Origin of the sequence: Enterococcus casseliflavus, assembly GCF_029215545.1 — a bacterium.
Classification (GTDB): Bacteria; Bacillota; Bacilli; order Lactobacillales; family Enterococcaceae; genus Enterococcus_D; species Enterococcus_D casseliflavus.
In genome coordinates this window covers 3,573,285-3,595,819 of sequence record NZ_CP119393.1, presented here as the reverse complement: position 1 = coordinate 3,595,819, position 22,535 = coordinate 3,573,285, and the positions used below count along the sequence as shown (strand labels likewise).

Below are 22,535 nucleotides of genomic sequence, written 5' to 3'. Positions count from 1 at the left end.
ATATGGAGACCCAACGAATCCAATTGAATCAAACGGCTTACGTGGATACCTATTTATTGCACCAATCCAAAGAGTACAATGTCGGCAAGAAACGACCGCTAGTGATCGTCTGTCCAGGCGGCGGCTACGCATTTACCAGTGATCGAGAGGCGGAAGTCATTGCCTTGAAATTCAATAGTATCGGGCTAAATAGTGTTGTTTTATGGTACACCACCGGTGACCAAGTGAAAAACGTTCCCCACAATGCCTTGATGGAAGCTGCCCAAACCGTCAAAACCATTCGTGCGCATGCTCAAGAATGGTTGGTGGATGAGGAGCAAATCATCGTTTGCGGTTTTTCAGCAGGCGGACATCTAGCGTTGCAGTTAGCGACGCGCTGGCACGATGCTGAGCTGGCAGAAGCGTTGGGCGTTAGCAGTGACTTACTGAAAGTGAATTTGGCGATCGCCGGCTACCCATTGGTTTATCAAGAGCATGCCTTCCCAATCGATGAGCTAGGCTTTGCTGCTAGTCTGATCGAAACACCTTTAACTGCCAACGAACGCTTTTTTGGGAGTAAACAACCGACGGAAGAAGCCATTCAATCCATGAACATTTTGCATCATGTCGATCAGTGGACACCTCCGATGTTTCTCTGGCATACGACGGAAGACGTCTTAGTCGATGTGGCGCACTCGTTGAAGCTGGCGGTCAAATTAAGAGAAGCAGAAATTCCATTTGAACTGCATATTTTTGAAAAAGGCGAACACGGACTGGCATTAGCGGATCGAACAACGGCACGCAAGCCAAGTCACCACAATGCCCATGTCGCTAAATGGTTTGAGCTGTGCGAAGGCTGGCTCAGTAGTTATATTGATTAAAAAACCGTCGGTGCAAAACTTGTGCCGATGAAAGGAGAGCACCACTGTGAAAATCACCGTAAGCCAAAACAAACGCACCTTATTGCGAGACGGACAGCATTTCTTTTATTTAGCCGATACTTGCTGGAGTGCCTTTACTAGTATTCAAGAAAATGACTGGATCACTTACTTAGACAAACGCAAAGAGCAGGGCTTCAATACCCTTCAAATCAATGTGTTACCGCAATGGGATCGCAGCCGTGGTCAATTTGACTGCTTGCCGTTTCCTCTTGATGCGGGCGTCTTTGATTTTACTGTTTGGGAGGATGCCTATTTCGAACGGGCTCAGCGTCTTTGTAAAATTGCCGACGAGAAAGGCTTTACTTTAGCGTTGGTCGTCTTGTGGTCAAACTATGTCGCAGGCACGTGGGCTAGCCAGTTGGACAAAGAACGCAACGTGTTGCCGGAGGATTGCCGCCAGGCCTACTATCAAAAAGTGATTGCGACTTTTGATGCCTTCCATCCGATCTACTTTATTGGTGGCGATACGGATTTCCCAACACAGCCAACCATCGATACGTATCTAGAAGCCTTTGCTTTCTTTGAAAAGCATTCGCCCAATACTCTGAAAACGATTCATATCAAGGGACGTTTTGAAGAGATTCCCGCAACGATCGTCGAACATTTGGACTTATTTTTATACCAATCAGGTCATAACAGCGCCTTTTTGAATATGCCTTATTATTTGGCAGAGCGTTTTTATCAAAGACAACCGCAGCTGCCGATCATCAACTCAGAACCTTGCTATGAACAAATGGGCTATGCCCGTCACGTATACGGCCGATTTGGTCAAAAGGATGTCCGCAAAGCGGCATGGCAATCACTGTTAGCCGGCGGCGCGGCTGGGATCACGTACGGTGCCCACGGCATCTGGAGTTGGCAAACCCCGACGGCGACTTTTGCGGAAGAAATCGGGGAAGCGTTTGATCGTCCGATGGTTTGGCCAGAAGCTTTATCTTTTCCTGGGGCAGATGACTATGGCTTTATCAAGCAATTATTCGAATTATTAAATATTCAGGAGCTTGTGCCTTGCCAAGAGCGCTTGATCGATGCAGATGAACAGATTCGTATGGCAGCCATCGCAGGAACGAAGGATGCGTTGCTTTACTTGCCAAGCAATACAACAGTTCGTCTGCAAGGAGATCTTTCTACAGCGACCGTCACATTGATCGATTTGAATACCAATCGTTTCTTGAAACCAAAACTGACAGTTACCGATGGTATCACTGTTTTCCATCCCCACAATTGTCATGAAGATGTATTGTTTGTCATCCAAATAAAGGAGTGAAAAGAAAATGGATAAGTATATGGATAAGGTGTTAGTATTTGCAGATAAAATCTCCAACAATCGGTATTTAAAGGCAATTTCAAACGGGTTGATGGCGACGCTGCCGATCAACATTATTGGTTCGATCGCCTTATTGTTAGCAGTTTTGCCGATTCAAGGATGGACAGACTTTATCAATTCGATCAATATTGGCGGCTATTTTTCCGTCGGTTACAGTATGACCGTCGGGGTTATCTCAGTGTACGCTTCCTTTCTGGTCGGCCACCGTTTAGCGTCAGAATTTAAGCAAACGGCGGTTCCTGCCGGCATCGTTTCACTGTTTGCCTTTTTGATGATGACGCCAATGGTTACCTTAGAGGAAACAACGACCCTCGACATGAGCAAACTCGGCGCTCAAGGCTTGTTTACCGCTATGATCTGTGGCTTAGTCTTTGCTCGTTTGTACTGCTTTATTTTAGAAAAAAATATCGCCATCAAAATGCCAGCAGGCGTGCCGCAATTTGTGACGGATACCTTCGCCGGTTTGATTCCAGCAATTATTTCTGGGTTTACCGCGATCGTCATTAGCTGGGCATTCAGTTTTACTTCTTATGGCTCATTCTCAGATTTCATCTATCAAATCTTGGCAATGCCGCTGCAAAGCTTGTCTTCTAGTGTAGGTTCGTTGTTATTTATTGTACTGATCCAAATGGTGCTATGGTTCTTCGGTATCCATGGTTCGTTGGTGGTGGGTAGCTTTGTCACCGCTTTGTACTTACCAATGGATGTGGAAAATATGGATGCTTTAGCTAGCGGCGTTGCGCGTTCCGAGCTGCCGAATATTTTGAGCAAGTCGTTTTATGATTTGTTTGCTGGTATTGGTGGGGCAGGAGGAACATTGTCATTGATTATCGTTATTTTGCTGTTGGCGAAATCAAAACAATCACGGACAGTCGCTAACCTGAGTGCCGTTCCTGGATTGTTCACCATTAATGAGCCGGTGATTTTTGGCTTACCGCTGATTTTGAATCCAATCATGGCGATTCCGTTCATATTAACACCATTGGTTCAAGTGCTTGTAGCATACCTAGCGATCTGGAGTGGGATCGTCCCACGACTTAGTGGCGTACAAGTTCCCTTTGGCACACCGATTTTTCTAAATGGGTTTCTAGCTGGAGGCTGGCAGGTCGCAGTTCTACAAGTCGTTTGCGTTTTGGCAGGCTGCTTGCTGTACATTCCTTTTGTCAAAATATTAGATAAAGGAAAATTAAAAACAGAAGCAGAAGCAGCGCAAGCAGAGGTTCAAACTGAAAGTATCGATCCAGCTGGAGAGACCGTCTGACTTCAGGGGAACAATGCGTAAAAGGCAGGACCTTGTTCTTCTTCAACAAGGGACAAGGTGAGTTTTTGCACACTTGATTTCTTAAGACGGTGAATCCAGTCAATGAGCGGCCATTCCCGAAAGCAGATAGGCTCTGATTGATCTACTTAATAATCGAATGGTTCGGGGAAACGCCGATGATCCCAATGCAAATGTGACACAAATAGATTTTCTGATTTTTGATTTTACTCAGTGTGGGTCTTTTTAAAAAAAGACCAGCTGCTCCCCCACAATTGCTATCAAGACGTTTTGTTTCTCGGACACAGATCAAAAAGGAGTGTATTATATGACTTTCGCAGAGAAGTTCACCGAAAAAGGCCAGTACTACGCAAGTAAGATTCAGCAAAATAAGTATATGCAAGCAATCTCTAATGGATTGATGTCGCTATTGCCGATCATGATCATCGGCGCATTCAGTACACTGTTGTCTTCCATGCAAATCGAAGTCTATCAATCAATGATTGCCCCGTTTCGCGATATTATCGCCTTACCGGCACAATTTACGACAAATGCATTAGCTATTTATGCCGCTTTTTCCATCGCTTACAAATTGGCAGGCTTATATGGAAAAGAAGGCTTGATCCCTGGGTTTGTTTCCTTGTTTTCCTTTTTAGTCTTAACACCAATCAGTGTTTTTGAAGATGGGGAGCTTGTGATCAATGCCTTGACCTTTGACTGGCTAGGGGCTAGAGGGTTGTTTGCGGCGATGATCGTGGGTGTCTTAACTGCCCGTTTGTATGTGTTTTTTGTCGATAAAAACTTGGTTATCACGATGCCGGAGGGTGTACCACCAACGATTGCCAAAACATTTTCGGGACTGGTTCCAGCAGTGTTAGTAGCAGTCTTATTTACGATAACAGCCGGTTTGTGGAAGATGACGGAATTCGGTAGTTTCCATCAATTTGTATACACGATTCTACAAATTCCACTGCAAAGTCTCGGAGGTTCGATTTGGTCGATTTGTATCGCCTTATTGATCATGCAGTTGTTGTGGGTCTTTGGGATTCACGGAGCAATCGTTGTATTAGCGGTTATTCGTCCAATAATGACTGCTCTGGATCTTGAGAATTTGGCTGCTTATCAAGCAGGAGAACCGATGCCTAACTTAGTGACTGGTTCTTTTTGGAGTATTTATGCTAATTTTTCCGCCATGCTTGGTCTAGTAGTAGTTTTACTCTTTTTATCAAAGAGTAAACAATTCAAAATTATCGGGAAGCTGGGAGCACCAGGAGCACTTTTCGGGATTCATGAACCGCTGATCTTCGGATTACCGATCGTAATGAACCCGATTCTGGCGATTCCCTACATTTTAAGCCCAGTTGTTTGCGTGGTGATTGGCTATATCTTAACCATCACGAATATTTTACCAATTCCTATCGGGATGCAAGTGCCTTTTGGTGCCCCGATCGTTCTCTCAGGTATTCTGCAAGGAAGTTGGAAACTCGGGGTAGCTCAGTTACTGATGATTCCTTTGTGTGCCTTGATCTATTACCCATTTGTCCGCATTTTGGATAAGAAAAATGCCGAACAAGAATTGGCGCAAGAAACGCAAGAAAAAGCAGCAGAACAAAGCATGGATCGAGTGATTTCTTGATGGTTGAAGATCAAAGGGAGTTGCTTAAACGTATAGAAAGGATCAACAGTAATTGTTAGGAAATTGTTTAATGGCTACTCATAAAAAACTCTTTAAAAGAAGCTAATTTGACAGGATTTACTGGTTAAATTTCTCCTTTTTTCAAAAGATCGCTGGTTAAAAGAAACCGATTTTATGATGACAAGCCAACGAGTTAGTGCTATAGTTAAAGAAAGAAAACCCACGTGGATTGTTACTGACTCGATCAGGCAAGACCTAAATAAGAAAGCGCTCTTCTCGTTTTAGCAGCGGCTCTTATTTAGGTTTTTTGTTTTTTATCGGGGATTTTTCAGTAACCAGCTAGGTAGGTTTATCAAAAGAAAACAAAAGGAGAACGAGCAAATGGCAAAATTTCCAGAAAATTTCTTATGGGGCGGCGCGACCGCAGCGAATCAATTAGAAGGGGCGTTCGATCGCGATGGCAAAGGCTTGTCAGTGGCGGATGCAATGCCTGGCGGCAAACAGCGTTTAGCGATTTTAGGCAGTGATACGTTTGATTGGACGATCGATGAGGACAAATACACCTACCCAAATCATCGCGGGATCGACCATTATGACCGTTTCAAAGAAGACATTGCGTTGTTTGCAGAAATGGGCTTCAAGAGCTATCGTTTTTCCATCGCATGGACACGTATCTTTCCAAAAGGCGATGAAACGACACCAAACGAAGCTGGACTGGCATTTTACGATGCGCTGATCGATGAATGTTTGAAATACGGGATCGAGCCAGTGGTTACGATCTCTCACTATGAAATGCCCTTGCATTTAGCCAAAGAATACGGTGGCTGGAAAAATCGAGCATTGATCGATTTCTATGAACGTTTTGCAAAAGTTGTCTTGGAACGGTTCCACAGCAAAGTCAAATACTGGATGACCTTCAATGAGATCAACTCTGCTTTCCATTTCTCCGCATTGAGTCAAGGAATGGTCAACAGCACGGGTGCCAGCGACTTTACAAACGTGATCCAAGCGTGGCACAATCAATTTGTTGCCAGCAGTAAAGCAGTCAAAATCGGCCATGAATTAAACCCAGAGTTACAGATCGGTTGTATGATCATTTATGCAACGACTTACAGCATTGATGCGAACCCAGTCAACCAAGTGGCGACGATGATCCATAATCAAGCCTTCAACTACTACTGTGCCGACGTGCAAGTACGTGGAAAATACCCATCCTTTACGGATCGTTTGTACAAAGAACACGGCGTCAATAAAGAGGATCTTGAGATTACCGAAGAAGACTTAGCCTTGATCGCTGAACATACTGTTGACTATGTTGGCTTCAGCTACTACATGTCTTCTGCCGTGGATATCACCACAGAAGAAGCCGATGAAGTGCAAGGAAACTTGTTGGGCGGCGTCCGCAATCCATTCTTAGAAGCAAGTGAATGGGGCTGGCAAATCGATCCAGAAGGGCTGCGCATCGCGTTGAATGAATTGTATGATCGTTATCAAAAACCGTTGTTTATCGTGGAAAACGGCTTAGGAGCCATTGATACCTTTAACGAAGAAGGTAAGATCGAAGATGACTATCGTATCGATTACTTGCGCCGCCACATTGAAGCAATGGGGGAAGCGATCGCTGATGGCGTAGACTTGATCGGTTACACGCCATGGGGCTGTATCGACCTTGTCAGTGCTTCAACAGGCGAAATGAGCAAACGCTATGGCTTTATTTATGTTGACTTTGATGACGAAGGCAACGGCACGATGGATCGTTCCAAGAAAAAATCCTTCGATTGGTACAAACAAGTCATTGCAACAAACGGAGAAGAGTTGGCCTAAGTGTTTCGTTAGACTCACGGATGACACAGGATCCGTTATAAAAGAAAACCGATCAACGGTGCTGCTATATAGGCGCATCGTTGATCGGTTTTTTTGATATTTGGTTTTAACGGGTACGTTCATAGCTGTCTCGTAACAAAGATTGGAGTTGTTTTTCTGATACAGAGCCATCTAGTAATGCGGTGAGCCAATGGTTTTTATTCATGTGATAAGCGGGTAAATAGCCGCGACTTTGATTGATGATCGAAACCATTTCGGGCGCTGCTTTGACATCTAAAATTTCGATCATTTCCGTTCCTTCCAAGCCTAATTTTTGCTTTTCTACAGTCATCAGCAAGCCAAACCATTTACCGCTTTTACGGTGCCGCAAGACTTGGTACTCGGGAAACTTTGCAAATGGATGGTCGATCTGAACATCATTGAAGGTCTGAGCGAAGGCGATCAGCCGGTTTTTAAGATCCATGGGTATCCCTGCCTTTTTATAATAGAAAACTACTTATATTATACCACTGATTCCTTTTACCTAGCGTAACCGTTTCTGATAAAGCATTCGTGCCAAGAACCAGCTCACCACTACGATACCGCCACACCAGCTAAAGGCACTGATCAAGGTGGTATCTTTTAAGTTTAACAAAAGCCCGCGCAAAGAATGGATGATCGGCGACATTGGTTGGTATTCAGCAAAAATGGCTAATGGGCGCGGCATGGTTTCCGTAGGGACGAAACCAGAGCTTAAGTAGGGAAAAAGGGTGATCAAGACAGTAAACAAGGTCGCTGTCTCGGGGCTTTTGGCGATGAGACCAACCAGAACGGATACCCAAGTAAAAGCAAAGGTGAAGCAAAAGATCAATAGGAAAGCGAGTCCCCAGCCAGCAACTGTGGCTTGAGGGCGAAAACCGATGACCATGGCAACGATCAACACGACCAAGGTGCTGATCAAGCTCCGAAGGGTCGCGGCGAAGACATGGCCGTTTAAAAAGGCTGAGTTAGAGATGTTCAAGGTCATCAGCCGTTCCACCATGCCGGATTTCAAATCTTCCGTCACCGTTACCCCAACGGAGGAGGCGCTTTGGGCGATACATTGGACGAGAACACCAGGAACGACAAAATCGACATAAGAGGTATCGCCGACGTTCATGGCTCCCCCAAAAACATAGACGAAGAGGATCATTAAAATCGCTGGGGTCAAAATCCCACTTAGCAAAGTCTCCATACTGCGAATCGATAGCAAGAGATTGCGTTTGAATAAGGTGTTGGTTTCTATAATTGCTTTCATTGGTTTCCTCCTTGGACAAGTGTTAGAAAAATATCTTCTAACGAAGCATTCTTTTGATTAAAACTAGTGATGGTGATCGGTAGTTGATTGAGTTCCTGCAACAGCGTGAAGGAATGCTGGAAGTCTTGACTGACGGGAAATGCCAGAGAGAGACTGGACTCATTGACTTGCAGCGGAAAATCAGACAGATGCTGTCGCACGGTCTGCAAGTGTTCTTTCGTCAATACGCTGATTTCCATCGTTTGTGAAGGATGCAGTGCTTTGACTTCCGTTGGTGTTCCTTGCAAGATGATTTTCCCTTCATGCAAGATGGCGACTTGGTCTGCTAAAAATTCAGCTTCTTCTAGGTATTGGGTCGTCAGAAAAATCGTTCGTCCTTGTGCGGCGATCTCTTTGATCATGTGCCATGTGGCTAAGCGGTTTTGTGGGTCTAAGCCGGTCGTCGGTTCATCCAAAAAGAGCAGGTCAGGTTCGCCGATAAAACTCATGGCGATGTCTAAGCGTCGTCGCATGCCACCAGAATAATTTTTGACTAGTCGGTTGCTGGCATCCACCAAATCAAAACGCTCTAACAACTGTTGGACGATAAACTGTTTGTTTTTGACATGGCGCAAGGCAGCAATCATCAGCAAGTTTTCTCGACCGGTCAGTTCTTGATCGACGGCGGAAAATTGCCCCGTCAGACTGATTTTCTCGCGAATCGCTGCTGGATCTTTGGTCAAGTCGATCCCGTCGATCAGCGCGGTTCCTTGGTCAAAAGGTAGGATAGTGGACAAAATTTTGACTAAAGTGGTTTTTCCAGCGCCGTTTGATCCTAGTAAGACAAATACTTCGCCAGGAGTGACGTCAAAAGTGACCTCTTTCAAAACGGTTTTGTCTTTGAAGCTTTTTTGTAAATGTTTCACGTGAAGCATTTTCTTTTTTATATGGGTATCCATAGCTTTTCCCTCGTTTCTATAAGATAATTCAACTATAAAGGCTCTTTGGGAAAAGCAACTGCTTATTTCAATATATTGAAAAAGAAGGTGAAAAAATGAACAATTATGGTGCGACAGTGAAAGAGCTTCGCAAAAGCAAAGGCTTGTTGTTGAAGGAATTAGTGGATGAACAATTGTCGATGTCTTTGTTATCACAATTTGAAAATGGCAAAACGACGATTTCCTGCGAACGATTTCATCGTTTGCTAGATAAACTAGAAGTGAGTTTTGCCGAATTTCAGCTGCTGCATACGGGGGAGCATCATTCGGAGGCTCAAAAGCTAATGGTTGACTATGTCCGTTCGATGGGGATCGAATCCATTGATGAAGTACCTAAATTAAAAAAGAAATATCAAAAGCTGACCACGTACTTTCAACAGCATTACTCCTTGGAGCTGGACCACTTCTTACAACTGATCCGTTTTGACTACTTGATGAAAGAGGAGCTTTTTAAAGGGGTACCCATCGAGGAGGCTTACCTGAAACACAATTACTGTTTGGACTCTGCCAAGCATTACTTGCTGAATACCGATACATGGGGTGTTTACGAGCTGCGGCTGTTTGCCCGCGTAGCAATTTCGATGGAGCCAGCTTTGCTTTGGCGCTGCTTGACGATCGCCATCAAAAAGAGTCAGCGCTTTGCAAAAATCCCTGGTAACAAAGATATTCTATACAACACGTTTGAGACGGTATTTTCTGTCTTTGCTGTTTTCGACGAGGCGAATTATGCGGAAAAGACCTTTCATTTATGGCGAGATCATGTTTATGAAAAAGAACACATTGAACAAGCGATCTTTATGCCGTTTTTTGAAGGCTGGACGCATCTATTAAAACAAAATAAGGCACAAGCGGCGGACTTGATGCAGCAAACGTTAGATCAGCTGGAAAAATTAGGGATGAAGAACACGTTTGCTATGTATCAATTATTAAGCACATCTGTATTGAAAGAAGAGTTTCCAGGGATTTTATTGAGTGATCCATTGCTTTCTGAAGGAACCCGTTTTGGCTGGGAGTAGCTAGAAAAAGCTGTTTCCCGCCGATGAAAGCGCCTTATGTTTAAGAATCGGAGAGGAAGTGATTAAAAATCAGTAAATGCAAGCAATTTGCTTCTTTTTTACTGATTAGAGGAGTATATTCGAAGTTGGAATTTTTCTTTATTTAGAATTATTTTAATGTACTTTTTATGAAATAGGAGGATGTAGGATGGATATTGTGACACTAGCGCGAATCCAGTTTGCGATGACGACGATTTTTCACTTTTTCTTTGTACCGTTTTCGATCGGAACTGGTGTCGTCGTTGCAATTATGGAGACACTTTATGTGATCAAAAAAGATGAAAAATATCGCCGGATGACGAAGTTTTGGGGGAATATTTTTCTATTGAGTTTTGCTGTCGGGGTCGTGACAGGGATCATTCAAGAATTTCAATTTGGGATGAACTGGTCAGACTATTCTCGTTTTGTCGGGGATATTTTTGGTGCGCCCTTGGCTTTAGAAGCTTTGTTGGCGTTCTTCTTAGAATCGACGTTCTTAGGACTGTGGATCTTTACATGGGATCGGGTCAGTCCCAAGCTGCACGCCACCTTTTTCTGGTTGGTGACGCTAGGTTCGATGCTATCGGCGTTTTGGATCTTAGCTGCCAATAGTTTTATGCAGCATCCAGTGGGGTATACCTTGAACAATGGCCGGGCAGAAATGACTGACTTCGGTGCATTATTGGCAAATCCACAAGTGTGGTATGAGTTTTTACACGTGATCACCGCTGCCATCACGATGGGTGGGATCATTGTTGCTGGTTTATCAGCCTTTCGTCTATTGAAAAAAGACAAAGACATTGACCGCGACTTCTTCAAAAAATCAATGCGGATCGGTTTTGCGGTGGCATTGTTCGGTTCATTCACCGTCTTGCTAGCTGGGGATGAACAAATGAAATACTTGGTTGAAGAACAACCAATGAAATTTGCCGCAATGGAAGGAACTTATGAAGATACCGGGAGTCCTGCGGCTTGGACTGTCGTTGCTTGGGCGAATGAAGCAGAACATCACCAAGTCTTCGGTATTTCGATTCCCTATATGTTGAGTATCTTAGCCTTCAATGAACCCTTCGGCTCCATCGATGGGATGGATACGGTCAATCAGCAATTGATTGAAACCTACGGCGACCGTAATTACTACCCGCCGGTCAACACACTCTTTTGGAGCTTCCGGATCATGGCTGGTTTTGGTGCCTTGATGCTGTTGGTTTCTGGTCTGGGGTTGTACTTTACGCGTAAGAAGAAACCGTGGCTCTTTGAAAAACGCTGGCTGCTTTGGGTAGTGGCGATCACTTTGTTCACCCCATTTATTGCCAATACAGCTGGTTGGCTGATCACGGAGTTAGGACGTTACCCATGGACGGTTTACGGCTTGTTTACGATCGAAGATAGTGTGTCACCAAACGTTTCCGTGACCTCACTCTTGATCTCAAACATCGTTTACTTCCTCTTGTTCTCTGGCTTGGGCGGAACGATGGTCTATCTGGTGAAACGGGAAATGGATCATGGACCTGAAAAAGAAGCCTTCGGCGAAATCAGCCAAGGAGACAACCAAGAAGGGTACGAAGACCCATTTGATAAGGAGGCGTTTGAAGGATGACCGGTCTGCAATTACTATGGTTCACGTTGATTGGGCTTTTATTTTCTGGCTTCTTCTTCTTAGAAGGGTTTGACTTTGGTGTGGGGATGTCTGTGCAGACATTGGCCCACAATGAAGAGGAAAAAGACCAGATCGTTAAAACGATCGGGCCTGTCTGGGATGGCAATGAAGTGTGGCTATTGACCGCTGGCGGAGCGATGTTCGCCTCGTTTCCATACTGGTATGCTTCTTTGTTCAGCGGTTTTTATTTGATTTTGTTATTGATCTTAGTCGGGTTGATCATTCGCGGTGTTTCCTTTGAGTTTCGAGCAAACTTCCCGAAAGAACACAAAAACATTTGGAACTGGACGTTGACGATCGGCAGTACGATCGTACCTTTTTTCTTCGGTCTGATGTTTGTCAGCATGATCCAAGGAATGCCTTTGGGTGAAGATGGCAACATGACGGCAACCTTTACGGATTACGTCAATCCCTTTTCAATCGTTGGCGGGATCGCGTTGACTTTGTTGTGCTACTTGCACGGATTAAACTATATCGCTTTGAAAACGGAAGGTCCGATTCGGGCACGGGCACGCAACTATGCAAGTATTTTTTATGGCATCTTATATGCAGGCTTAGTCGTCTTTGCTGTGATGCTTTACTTCCAAACGGATTTCTTCGAGAATCATTTTGCGACGACGCTTGGTTTGTTGCTCGTGATCGTTGTACTGACACTGATTGCAAATATCGGCGTCTTTAAAGGCAAAGAAATGATGGCTTTCATTGCGAGCGGCTTGACGTTGATCGCTTTGGTGGCATTGATCTTCACAGGGTTATTCCCAAGAGTCTTGATCAGTTCGATCGATTCAAGCTATGACCTGTTGATCGCTGATGCGTCTTCAAGCCGCTACACATTGAAGATCATGAGTTATCTTTCACTGACGATCTTGCCTTTCGTCTTGGCCTATACGGCTTGGAGTTACTATATCTTCCGTAAACGGATCAGTCATACGGAGGCGTTGGAGGGGTATAAATGATTGATAAACAAATCATGAAGCTCCCAGGAATGAAACAACTTTTAGGGCTGCTTGCGGGACTTTCGTTCCTGCAGGCGCTCTTCATTATTGGGCAGGCGTATGGATTGGCACGTGCCATCACTGGCTTATGGGAAGGACGACCATTAGAGGAACAGTGGGGCTGGATTCTGCTGTTCTTTTGTTCGTTTATCGCCCGACAAGCCGTTATCTATTTCCGTTCCAAAAGACTCGATGATTACAGTTACCAGCAAGCCGCCGATCTGCGGGATCAATTGTTGGAGAAATTGTTTCGGGTCGGTCCTCAGATCGCACAACAGCAAGGGACGGGGAATGTAACAACGATGGTCTTGGAAGGGATCAACCAAGTCGAAAACTACTTGAAATTGATTCTTGCCAAAATCATGAATATGTCGATCATTCCTTGGGTCATTTTGGCACTCGTTTTTTATCTGGATTGGGAGTCGGGCTTGGTCTTGCTGTTGGTGTTCCCCTTGATCATCATTTTTATGATCATCTTGGGCTATGCCGCGCAAAGCAAAGCGGAAAAACAATACCGAACGTTTCAATTACTGTCCAATCATTTCATCGACTCTCTGCGAGGGATCGACACGCTGAAATTGTTTGGGGTCAGTAAAAAATATGGCAAGAGTATCTTTGCTTCCAGCGAACGGTTTCGGAAAGCGACGATGGCTTCATTAAAAGTCGGTATTTTATCGACCTTCGCCTTAGACTTTTTCACGACCTTATCGATTGCCGTCGTGGCAGTCTTGCTAGGCTTGCGGCTGATCAATGAAGGAATCTTGCTGTTTCCAGCGTTAACCATCTTGATTTTAGCACCAGAATACTTCTTGCCGATCCGCGACTTTTCCAGTGATTACCATGCAACCTTAGACGGGAAAAATGCGATGACTGCGGTGACGGAGATCTTGCATCAGCCCGAAGCCCAAGTACCGGCAGTAACGGTGCCTCGTTGGCAGGAAGACGCCCAGTTAACGATCGATCAGCTGGCGTTTTCCTACGAGGAAAAAGCGGCTTTGACGGATATCAACTTGAACGTGACTGGCTTCAAAAAGATCGGGATCATCGGTTTGAGCGGTTCTGGCAAGTCTACCTTGATCAATACTTTGAGTGGCTTTCTCGTGCCAGACAGTGGCGAGATTTCTCTTGGAGGGGCGAAGACCACGGCCTTTCGCCAAGCAAGCTGGCAAGAACAGCTGATCTATATTCCGCAAAATCCTTATATCTATCGGTTGACCTTGCAGGAAAATGTCGCGTTTTATCAGCCGACAGCTACCAAAGAAGCCGTACTGAAAGCCATTGAAGTGGCAGGCTTGACTGAGCTTTTAGCAGAGCTGCCGCAAGGGTTGGACACGATGTTAGGAGAAGGGGAACGGCATCTAAGTGGCGGACAAGCCCAACGGATCGCTCTAGCCCGTGCCTTTTTAGACCAGCAACGAAAGATTCTTTTGTTTGATGAACCAACGGCTCATTTGGATATTGAAACTGAAGTTGCCTTAAAAGAACGGATGCTACCGCTGATGGAAAACCGTTTAGTCTTTTTTGCAACCCATCGCTTGCACTGGATGGAAGAAATGGATGAAATCATCGTGATGGATCAAGGAAGAATCGTGGAACAAGGAACCTTGGCACAACTGCAGCAAAAGCAAGGTGCTTTTACAGAACTAGTCAATGGAATGAGGAGGGAACAGCTTGAATAAAATCGGCTTATTGCGCTCATTGAAAACTGATACGTGGGTCAAGCCTTTCTTGTCAAAATACAAAAACGTTTTGGCGCTGGCCTTATTCCTAGGCTTCTTGACCTTTTTCTGTGGTGGGGCACTGATGTTTAATTCTGGGTACCTGATCAGCCGCTCGGCATCGATCCCAGAAAACATTCTATTGGTTTACATCCCCATCGTACTGACCCGAGCGTTTGGGATCGGCCGTCCAGTCTTTCGCTATTTGGAACGGTTGACCAGTCATAGCTGGGTCTTGCGCATGACCTCTAATTTACGATTGAAATTGTACAACGTAGTAGAAAAAGATGCGATCTTCTTTAAGCAAGCGCATCGCACAGGGGATATCTTGGGCTTATTGGCAGAAGATATCAACCATATTCAAAACCTGTATTTGCGGACGATCTTTCCTACCGTGATCGCTTGGATCTTGTATGCGTTCTTGATCATTGGACTCGGCTATTTTTCTTGGTGGTTTGCTTTGGTGATGCTGCTGCTATTAGGGATCATCGTCTTTGTCTTGCCGCTTTGGTCGGTGATCATCAACGGCGCGCGGCAAGAAAAGCAAAAACACATGAAAAACAACTTGTATACGACACTGACGGATAATGTATTAGGGGTTTCTGATTGGGTCTTCTCTCAAAGAGGCAGCGAGTACGTGGCTGCCCATAAGGAACTGGAAACGCAGTTGCGGGCGGTGGATGAACAGATGCTGTCCTTTGATCGCCGGCGTGATTTTCTGTTACAAAGCATCTTTGGAGTGATCGCTGTCGCATTGCTGCTTTGGACCAGCATTCGCTTTCCAGGTAACCACGGAGGAGCAGCCAACTGGATCGCTGCCTTTGTCCTGTGTGTCTTTCCTTTAGTTGATGCATTTGCGCCATTACCGTCTGCTGCTCAAGAAACCAATCGCTACAAAGACTCCATCGATCGCTTCAATGCATTGCCAGAAGAAAATCGCCAAGTCTCCATGGAGCAACCGTCAGTACCTGAAGTGACGGGCCTCGTGTCGATCACAGTCAAGGACTTGCATTTTCAGTATCCTGAAGGCAAAGAAGTGCTTCATGGGTTGGATCTAACGATTCCTGCGCATCAAAAACTAGCGATCCTTGGTCGCAGCGGTTCTGGGAAAAGTACATTTGCCTCCTTGTTGCGAGGCGATCTGCAACCGACGCAAGGGTCGATCACCTTAAACGACGTGCCTGTGACGGCATTGAGTGAGTCGATCAGTGACTTGATCGGTGTCATCAATCAAAGTCCCTATCTTTTCCATACGACCGTCTTGAATAATATTCGGCTAGGCAATGAGTCGGCTTCGGAAGAAGAAGTCTGGCGCGTACTGGAGCAAGTCGGGTTGAAAGAAATGGTGGCAGCTTTGCCTAACGGCTTGGCCACGATGGTGGATGAAGCCGGCTTGCGTTTTTCTGGTGGAGAACGCCATCGTTTGGCCTTGGCGCGGATCTTGCTAAAAGATACTCCGATCATCTTATTGGATGAGCCAACCGTCGGCTTAGACCCGATCACGGAGCAAGGCGTGCTCGAAACCTTTTTCCAAGTGCTGGAGAACAAAACGATCATTTGGATCACCCACCACTTGCAAGGAATTTCGATGATGGACCGTGTGCTCTTTATTGAAGATGGTCAGTTGACCATGAGCGGAAAACCTGCCGAATTGGCAGCAGAAAACAAACATTTTCAACACTTATTGGCCATTGACCAAGGACGACGATAAAAAAAGAGCGTCCATCAATCAGTGATGGACGCTTTTCTTCTCATTGCTCTATGGCTCAGTAATTGCGCTGCAAGAGCAGTTCAGTTAATGAACGAATTTTGGCTTTGCTAGGTGCTTCGGGCAGCAGATCGATGTCGTCTAAGGCTTTTTGCGTGTAGGTGACCGCGAAAGCGCGCGCTTTTTCAACACCGCCGTAACGGACGACAAGATCCGCAACTTCTTGGGCTTCTGCCAAGGAGAGTGCTGCTTTTTTATTCAAATAAGGAGCGAATGCTGCAGGTGCCTGTTCTTTGGCAAATAGCAGCGGTAAGGTATAGACTCCTTGTGCCAAATCTTCTAGAATCGGTTTTTTCAAAGTGCCGCTATCAGAGGTGTAGTCGAGAATATCGTCGAATACTTGAAAGGCGATCCCGATGTTGCGACCGATCTCACCCGCCCGCTCTTGGTTTTCTGTGTCGAGGCCGCCAAAATGAGCGCCTTCGAGACAAGCGAGCCAAAACAGTTCAGCGGTTTTGCCGTTGATGCTTTGCAGATAGTCGTCAATCGATTCATGGATGTTGTAGCGAGTGTGCATTTGATCAAGTTCACCTAAAAGGAGTCGTTTCATGGCTTGTGCGTTGGTTTTTAAAAACGGGGAGCCATTCATACTTTCGATCAAAAGCTCAAAAAATTGGGTGAACAAAAGATCACCCGTGTAGACCGCGATATCCTTGCCGTATTTGGCTTGAACAGTGACTTGACTGCGCCGCAGCGGCGAATCGTCAATGATGTCGTCGTGGATCAAAGTGGCCATGTGTAAAATTTCTAGAGAAGCAGCAATTTTTGTTAATTGGTCGGTTTTTTTATAATGGGGATCGCCTAAGTCAGCAAACAAAAAAAAGAGCGCTGGCCGCAGCATTTTTCCACCTGAATAAGTAAAGTCGATCAAAACATCTTGTATCTCTTTGTTACGAACAGTAACGTGTTCTTCAATGATGGAACATACGGTTTTCAATCGTTGTTCGATCGTCGGATAATCGATCCAAAAGTCAAACATAGTATAACCCTTTCTAACAGTCATTCAGCCCTTATTCTAGCGTAAAGGGGCGTGATTGACTAGTTTAATGCACTCACTAAAGGAGGTGAAGTTGTGACGCTACCTGTATTTTTAGAACTTGTCGAATTTAAAGCAAAAACCGCCAGTATTTTGCCATTTTTCATTGGTGTCTGCTACAGCTGGTACAATTATCAAACGATTCATCTTGGCTATGTCCTATTGTATTTCATTGCCATGCTGATCTTCAATATGGCGGTGGATATTTTAGATAACTACAACGATTACCATCATGCCACAGAAGGGCATGATTACAAAGAAAAAACCAATATCATTGGTCGGGAACAGTTGTCTGTCAAATTGGTTTTTTGGTTGATGGTCTCCATGATCATCGTTTCCGCCGCCATGGGAATCGCCTTGGCAATGGTGGTTGGTTGGCCGCTCTTTTGGATGGGACTGTATTGTTACCTAGTCGGGATCTTTTATTCCTCTGGTCCACGGCCGCTTTCTAGTTTGCCTTTAGGCGAGTTCTTTTCTGGCTTTACGATGGGCTTTATGATCTCATTGATCTGTGTCTACCTTAATGCCTATCAAACCTTTGAATGGAACATTGCCACGATTGGCAGTATTTTCTTGATCTCATTACCCAACACATTATGGATCGCCAACTTGATGCTGGCAAACAACATTTGTGATCTGGAAGAGGATGAAAAAAATGAGCGCTATACGCTGGTGCATTACCTTGGTAAAGCCCGTGCGTTGAAATTATTTATCGCGATGAACGTCTTGGCGTTTGTTGCGATCATTGCCTCAGTTGCCCTCAACATTGCGCCTTGGTCACTGGTTCTGACCTTTTTCGCGGCGCCCTTTGTCTGGCAGCAGACAAAACGATTTATGCAAAAACAAATCAAAAGAGAGACCTTCATTTGTGCCGTTCGGATCCTTGCGGTCGGAGCATGCGTACAAGTGCTGAGTTTTGCGATTGGTTTGATTTTATAATTTTTACAGCAAAGAAAGGAAGTAAGGAAACATGAAGGAAGTTGTCATTTTAGGAGCAGGGTATGCTGGATTGCGAGCATTGCACGTACTGCAAGGAGCAAAAGAAGCGTTTCACATCACATTGATCGACAAAAACGATTATCATTATGAGGCAACCGATCTTCATGAAGTTGCGGCCGGTACGCAACCAAGAGACCGCATTTGCTATCCCATCAATGATGTCGTTCGTCCCCAAAAGACGAGCTTTGTTCAAAAGGAAGTGGCGTCGATCGATCGTAATCAGCAAGTGATCGTTTTTAAAGATCAATCCACGTGCACCTATGATTATTTGATCGTGGCATTAGGCTTTGAATCAGAATCATTTGGGATCCCTGGTGTCGAGGAGCATGCGTTGGAAATGGTGGATGTCGACTCCGCAGAAAACATCTATCATCATTTGTTGAAACAAATGAAGGCATACAAAGAAACACAAAATCCTGACTACCTAAAAATCGTTGTCTGCGGTGCTGGTTTCACTGGAATCGAATTGCTAGGTTCATTGGTGGAAAACCGTAAAACCTTCGCGAAAGCAGCAGGTGTCAAACCAGAAGACATCAAACTGTACTGTGTCGAAGCAGTGACTCGTTTATTACCGATGTTTGATGAAAAACTATCGGATTACGGGATCAAAAATCTCGTTAAGTGGGGCGTAAACTTCCTGACTGGTAAACCCATCAAAGCAATCAAACCAGGTGTCGTTGTCTATCAAAATGATGCCGATACAGGAGCAACAGCAGAATTATCAGCCAAAACCATCGTTTGGACCACAGGCGTCAGCGGCAGCCATGTGATGGCTGAATCAGACTTTTCTGCTCGTCGTGGTCGCGTGATGGTCAATCAAGACCTAACAGACCCTGATCATAGTAACGTCTATGTTGTCGGTGATGTTTCAGCAGTCATGGACCCAGCGACCAATCGCCCGTATCCAACAACGGCTCAAATCGCTTTGAAGATGGGGCAGCATGCGGGTAAAAACATCTTACGTCAAATGAACGGGGAAAAACCAGCAGATTTCCACTTTGAATCATTAGGTTCAGTGGCATCGATCGGCAATACCCATGCCTTTGGCTTAGTAGGGAAAATGGGCATCAAAGGCTATCCCGCTTCCGTGGTGAAAAAAGCCATTATGGACCGTTCCTTGTACCAAACCGGTGGGGTCAAAGAAGTATTGGCGAAAGGCCGCTTCGACTTTTATCATTGAGCAATAGAAACAGCAGACTGCGAGGGTGACCTCGCAGTTTTTTTTCAAAAAAAGCAGCAGGGGTATCCCACAGACTACTTTTTTCTCCCAGAAACTGCTATGATAGCCAAAAGAACAGAACAAAGGAGCAAGGACAATGCCAGAAGGCCAACGAGTGTTACAGGGAATGGGAACGGTGATCACGATTTGGGTGCAGCATGAAACCCCAGAAGCGATCTTAGAGGAAGCAGCCAAAAGAGCTGCGGCCTTTGAACAGCGTTTTAGTGCCAATGACCCGACGTCTGAGTTGATGCAGATCAATCAGCAGGCAGGACAAGGAGCGATCGCTGCCACACAGGAATTGTTTGAATTGATCGCACGAGGGAAAGCCCATAGCGTACCCAAAGATAGCTACTTAAATATTGCCATCGGTCCTTTGGTGCAGGAATGGCGGATCGGGTTCCAAGATGCCCATCTACCAACGCCTGAGAAAATCGCGGAGCTGCTGCCAAAGACTGATCCTGCCAAGATCATTTTGGATGAAACGCTGCAGACCGTCGGGTTAGCTGCTGGCATGAAGCTTGATCTAGGGGCTGTGGCAAAAGGATATTTTGCTGATTTGTTGATGACCTATTTCAAACAGGTTGGTGTCACAGCCGCTTTGATCGATCTTGGAGGCAATGTGGTGACTTACGGCGATGCCCCGAGCCATCAAGATGGCTATTGGCGGATCGGGATCCAAAACCCTTTCTTACCAAGAGGGAATTTTGTCGCAGCGTTGAAGGTTCGTAATCAATCAGTCGTTACATCAGGGATCTATGAACGAACCTATCAGGTAGCGGGCAAGACCTATCATCATATTTTTGATCGAGATACGGGCTATCCGTTAGAGTCAGCCATTGCCAGTGTCACGATTCTCTCCGACCAATCGGTTGATGGAGAGATTTGGACGACCCGCTTGTTTGGCAAAGAGCCACAAGCCATCTTGCAGGAGCTGGCGCCGTTAGAAGGGATCACTGGATTAGTCATTACCAAACAAGGAGAGCTGATCTATCCGCAAGAATTAGCCCGTTTGATCGAAACGCCAACAGCAGAATGAAAACAAGCAGCGATCACCTAGGAATATAGGTGGTGGCTGCTTGTTTTTTTGTAAAAAGAAAGCTAGACGTGTTGCAAAAAGGTCTCGATCAAGTCGGCTTCGCTGTTTGACAATGCCCGTTCGGCTTGATGGGCAATAAAATAGGTGAGGGACAAGAGTTCCTCTGGCATCGGATAAAGATTAAAAGGAGTCGCAGTCGCTGCTTGTAGCACGCTTTCTGGTACGATCGCAATCCCAAGGTTGTTTTCTGCCAATGCTGCTGCTGTATAAATATTGCTGCTTTCTATGAGAACGGTCGCCTCTACTTTGTATTTTTGCAGCAATTGATCGATTTGGCGCCGAATCGCCGAGCCGCTGGCAGTCAAAATCAACGGACTTTGCAGCAAGTCTTTGACTGCCAATGAATCAGGTGCTAAATACCGCTTCTCTGGTTGATACAGGGGAGAACAAGGCGGAATGATCGCTAGATACCGTTCTTGATTGGTACTGTGGACTGTTAGATTCGGTGCGATCGTCTCAGGATTTTGTCCGACAAAAAAGTCCAGCTGCCCATTCAACAGTCGTTTTTCATTGTGTTTGGGCAGGTCTTCCCGTAAGAAAAAGTGTACGTTGGGATAGTGTTCATAATATGCAGGCAAAAAGAGTGGCAGCAGATAGGAACCAAGGCTAGGCAAAATGCCTAAGCGCAAAGAACGCTTCTCGGTCGCGGTATACCAAGACAGCCGACTTTTCAATTTGGCAGACTCTGTTTCCAAGGTTTCCAGATATTGATAATAGATTTTACCAGCTTCCGTCAGTTGAAAATGACCCGGCTGCCGATTGATGATGGGGGTCCCGAGCTCTTGTTCGGCACGTTTCACGGTTTGTGTCAAGTAAGGCTGTGAGATGTAGAGGTCTTTGGCGGCTTTGGTATAGTTGCTATGCTTTAACAAGGTATCGAGGTATTGCAGCATCAGATGGGAATCTTTAAGTGCCATTGCGTGGTCCTCCTAGTCATTTTTCTTATTATAACAAATTTGTTATCGATAGATAGTTAAATAAATATTTCACAAATAAAGAATTCAGTCGTACACTAAATGGGTACTTGGGGAAGATTTTTTTGTTTAGGAAGAAGCCTTTCATCTCAGTAGGTCTAAAAAATCAACTTGAGAAACGATTGAAAAAGAAATCAAAGCCAATGGTCAAAAACTTTTTATTTATTATTAAATGTTAAATTATTCACAATTAGGAGAGATGATAATGAAATTGATTGGAATCGTAGGAACCAACTCGACGCGTTCGACCAACCGTCGCTTACTGCAATTTATTCAAAGCCATTTTAGTGACCAAGCGGAGATCGAACTTTGCGAAATCAGTGATCTGCCGGCATTTAATGAACCAGAAGATCGGACGGCACCAGCGGCAGTCCAAGCCTTGTCAGAGAAGATCGAAGCAGCCGATGGGGTGATCATCAGTACACCAGAATACGATCACTCGATCCCAGCGGTGCTAAAAAGCATGATTGAATGGCTTTCTTATACGACGCGGCCTTTGATCGATAAACCAGTGATGATCACAGGTGCTTCTCTTGGTGCATTAGGTTCATCGAGAGCCCAAGCCCACTTGCGTCAGATCTTAGATGCACCAGAAGTAAAAGCTCGAATCATGCCGAGTGCGGAATTTTTATTAGGGCACTCCATGCAAGCCTTCGATGAACAAGGAAACTTGATCGATAGCGAAAAAGTTGCCGAACTAGAAGATTGTTTCAATGAATTTGTCTTGTTTGTCGAAATCACGAACCGTCTGGTCAGTGAATATTCAACGGCTAAAGAACGAGCAAAGAAATTTTCGTGGGAACAAGCATAAGAAA

The 22,535-nt window shown here is 45.1% G+C and carries 19 protein-coding genes; 14 read left to right on the top strand and 5 right to left on the bottom strand.

The features are described 5' to 3' along the window. The first annotated feature begins 2 nt into the window (after positions 1-2). From P0G38_RS16890 to P0G38_RS16870, 5 genes are all read left to right on the top strand, one after another. Positions 3-860: an alpha/beta hydrolase gene (locus P0G38_RS16890; protein WP_275853410.1), complete on the top strand. Its 858-nt coding sequence runs from the start codon at positions 3-5 to the stop codon at positions 858-860. Positions 861-906: 46 nt separating this feature from the next. Then, positions 907-2,187, top strand: coding sequence for a glycoside hydrolase family 140 protein (locus P0G38_RS16885; RefSeq protein WP_118215749.1), 1,281 nt, complete (start codon positions 907-909; stop codon positions 2,185-2,187). A gap of 7 nt (positions 2,188-2,194) precedes the next feature. Continuing rightward, a complete protein-coding gene (locus tag P0G38_RS16880; protein WP_275853407.1) occupies positions 2,195-3,508 on the top strand; it encodes a PTS sugar transporter subunit IIC in 1,314 nt (437 codons plus the stop codon). Between the two features lie 325 nt (positions 3,509-3,833). Continuing rightward, positions 3,834-5,141 (top strand): PTS sugar transporter subunit IIC, encoded by a 1,308-nt coding sequence (locus P0G38_RS16875; protein ID WP_123833485.1) that lies wholly within the window; start codon positions 3,834-3,836, stop codon positions 5,139-5,141. Between the two features lie 381 nt (positions 5,142-5,522). Continuing rightward, positions 5,523-6,965, top strand: coding sequence for a glycoside hydrolase family 1 protein (locus P0G38_RS16870; protein WP_005226517.1), 1,443 nt, complete (start codon positions 5,523-5,525; stop codon positions 6,963-6,965). Between the two features lie 106 nt (positions 6,966-7,071). Here P0G38_RS16870 and P0G38_RS16865 read toward each other — a convergent pair whose 3' ends face one another. From P0G38_RS16865 to P0G38_RS16855, 3 genes are read right to left on the bottom strand one after another with little or no spacing between them, the layout of a single operon-like run. Further along, the gene (locus tag P0G38_RS16865) at positions 7,072-7,428 is read right to left on the bottom strand and encodes an MmcQ/YjbR family DNA-binding protein (RefSeq protein WP_010748512.1); all 357 of its coding nucleotides are present in this window, start codon (positions 7,426-7,428) and stop codon (positions 7,072-7,074) included. Between the two features lie 60 nt (positions 7,429-7,488). Beyond that, the gene (locus P0G38_RS16860) at positions 7,489-8,241 is read right to left on the bottom strand and encodes an ABC transporter permease (RefSeq protein ID WP_275853403.1); all 753 of its coding nucleotides are present in this window, start codon (positions 8,239-8,241) and stop codon (positions 7,489-7,491) included. Beyond that, positions 8,238-9,179: an ABC transporter ATP-binding protein gene (locus tag P0G38_RS16855; RefSeq protein WP_275853401.1), complete on the bottom strand. Its 942-nt coding sequence runs from the start codon at positions 9,177-9,179 to the stop codon at positions 8,238-8,240. The genes P0G38_RS16860 and P0G38_RS16855 overlap by 4 nt, the downstream gene beginning before the upstream one ends. Before the next feature lie 95 nt (positions 9,180-9,274). Here P0G38_RS16855 and P0G38_RS16850 point away from each other — a divergent pair, with 95 nt between their 5' ends. From P0G38_RS16850 to cydC, 5 genes are all read left to right on the top strand, one after another. Next, positions 9,275-10,234: a helix-turn-helix domain-containing protein gene (locus P0G38_RS16850; RefSeq protein ID WP_275853400.1), complete on the top strand. Its 960-nt coding sequence runs from the start codon at positions 9,275-9,277 to the stop codon at positions 10,232-10,234. A 187-nt stretch (positions 10,235-10,421) separates the two neighbouring features. Continuing rightward, positions 10,422-11,852, top strand: coding sequence for a cytochrome ubiquinol oxidase subunit I (locus P0G38_RS16845; protein ID WP_005226527.1), 1,431 nt, complete (start codon positions 10,422-10,424; stop codon positions 11,850-11,852). Further along, complete coding sequence (cydB, locus tag P0G38_RS16840) at positions 11,849-12,868, top strand: cytochrome d ubiquinol oxidase subunit II (protein WP_005226530.1); 1,020 nt, start codon at positions 11,849-11,851, stop codon at positions 12,866-12,868. Before P0G38_RS16845 ends, cydB begins: the two co-directional genes overlap by 4 nt. Beyond that, positions 12,865-14,586 carry a thiol reductant ABC exporter subunit CydD gene (gene cydD, locus P0G38_RS16835; RefSeq protein WP_015508716.1) on the top strand — a complete coding sequence of 574 codons (1,722 nt, stop codon included), beginning with the start codon at positions 12,865-12,867 and terminating at the stop codon, positions 14,584-14,586. The genes cydB and cydD overlap by 4 nt, the downstream gene beginning before the upstream one ends. Beyond that, positions 14,579-16,336: a thiol reductant ABC exporter subunit CydC gene (gene cydC / locus P0G38_RS16830; RefSeq protein ID WP_275853396.1), complete on the top strand. Its 1,758-nt coding sequence runs from the start codon at positions 14,579-14,581 to the stop codon at positions 16,334-16,336. The genes cydD and cydC overlap by 8 nt, the downstream gene beginning before the upstream one ends. Before the next feature lie 55 nt (positions 16,337-16,391). Here the strand turns inward: cydC and P0G38_RS16825 are convergent, their stop codons facing one another. Beyond that, the gene (locus P0G38_RS16825) at positions 16,392-17,372 is read right to left on the bottom strand and encodes a polyprenyl synthetase family protein (RefSeq protein WP_005226544.1); all 981 of its coding nucleotides are present in this window, start codon (positions 17,370-17,372) and stop codon (positions 16,392-16,394) included. 93 nt (positions 17,373-17,465) lie between these two features. Here P0G38_RS16825 and P0G38_RS16820 point away from each other — a divergent pair, with 93 nt between their 5' ends. The 3 genes from P0G38_RS16820 (at position 17,466) to P0G38_RS16810 (ending at position 20,686) form a co-directional block, all read left to right on the top strand. Beyond that, positions 17,466-18,368 (top strand): prenyltransferase, encoded by a 903-nt coding sequence (locus P0G38_RS16820; protein WP_074535586.1) that lies wholly within the window; start codon positions 17,466-17,468, stop codon positions 18,366-18,368. Between the two features lie 31 nt (positions 18,369-18,399). Further along, positions 18,400-19,608, top strand: coding sequence for an NAD(P)/FAD-dependent oxidoreductase (locus P0G38_RS16815; protein ID WP_015508719.1), 1,209 nt, complete (start codon positions 18,400-18,402; stop codon positions 19,606-19,608). Between the two features lie 136 nt (positions 19,609-19,744). After that, complete coding sequence (locus P0G38_RS16810) at positions 19,745-20,686, top strand: FAD:protein FMN transferase (RefSeq protein ID WP_275853391.1); 942 nt, start codon at positions 19,745-19,747, stop codon at positions 20,684-20,686. Between the two features lie 62 nt (positions 20,687-20,748). Here the strand turns inward: P0G38_RS16810 and P0G38_RS16805 are convergent, their stop codons facing one another. After that, positions 20,749-21,663 carry a LysR family transcriptional regulator gene (locus tag P0G38_RS16805; RefSeq protein ID WP_275853389.1) on the bottom strand — a complete coding sequence of 305 codons (915 nt, stop codon included), beginning with the start codon at positions 21,661-21,663 and terminating at the stop codon, positions 20,749-20,751. Between the two features lie 262 nt (positions 21,664-21,925). On the opposite strand from P0G38_RS16805, the gene P0G38_RS16800 reads away from it, so the two are divergent. After that, positions 21,926-22,531 (top strand): NADPH-dependent FMN reductase, encoded by a 606-nt coding sequence (locus P0G38_RS16800; RefSeq protein WP_005226550.1) that lies wholly within the window; start codon positions 21,926-21,928, stop codon positions 22,529-22,531. Positions 22,532-22,535: the final 4 nt, after the last annotated feature.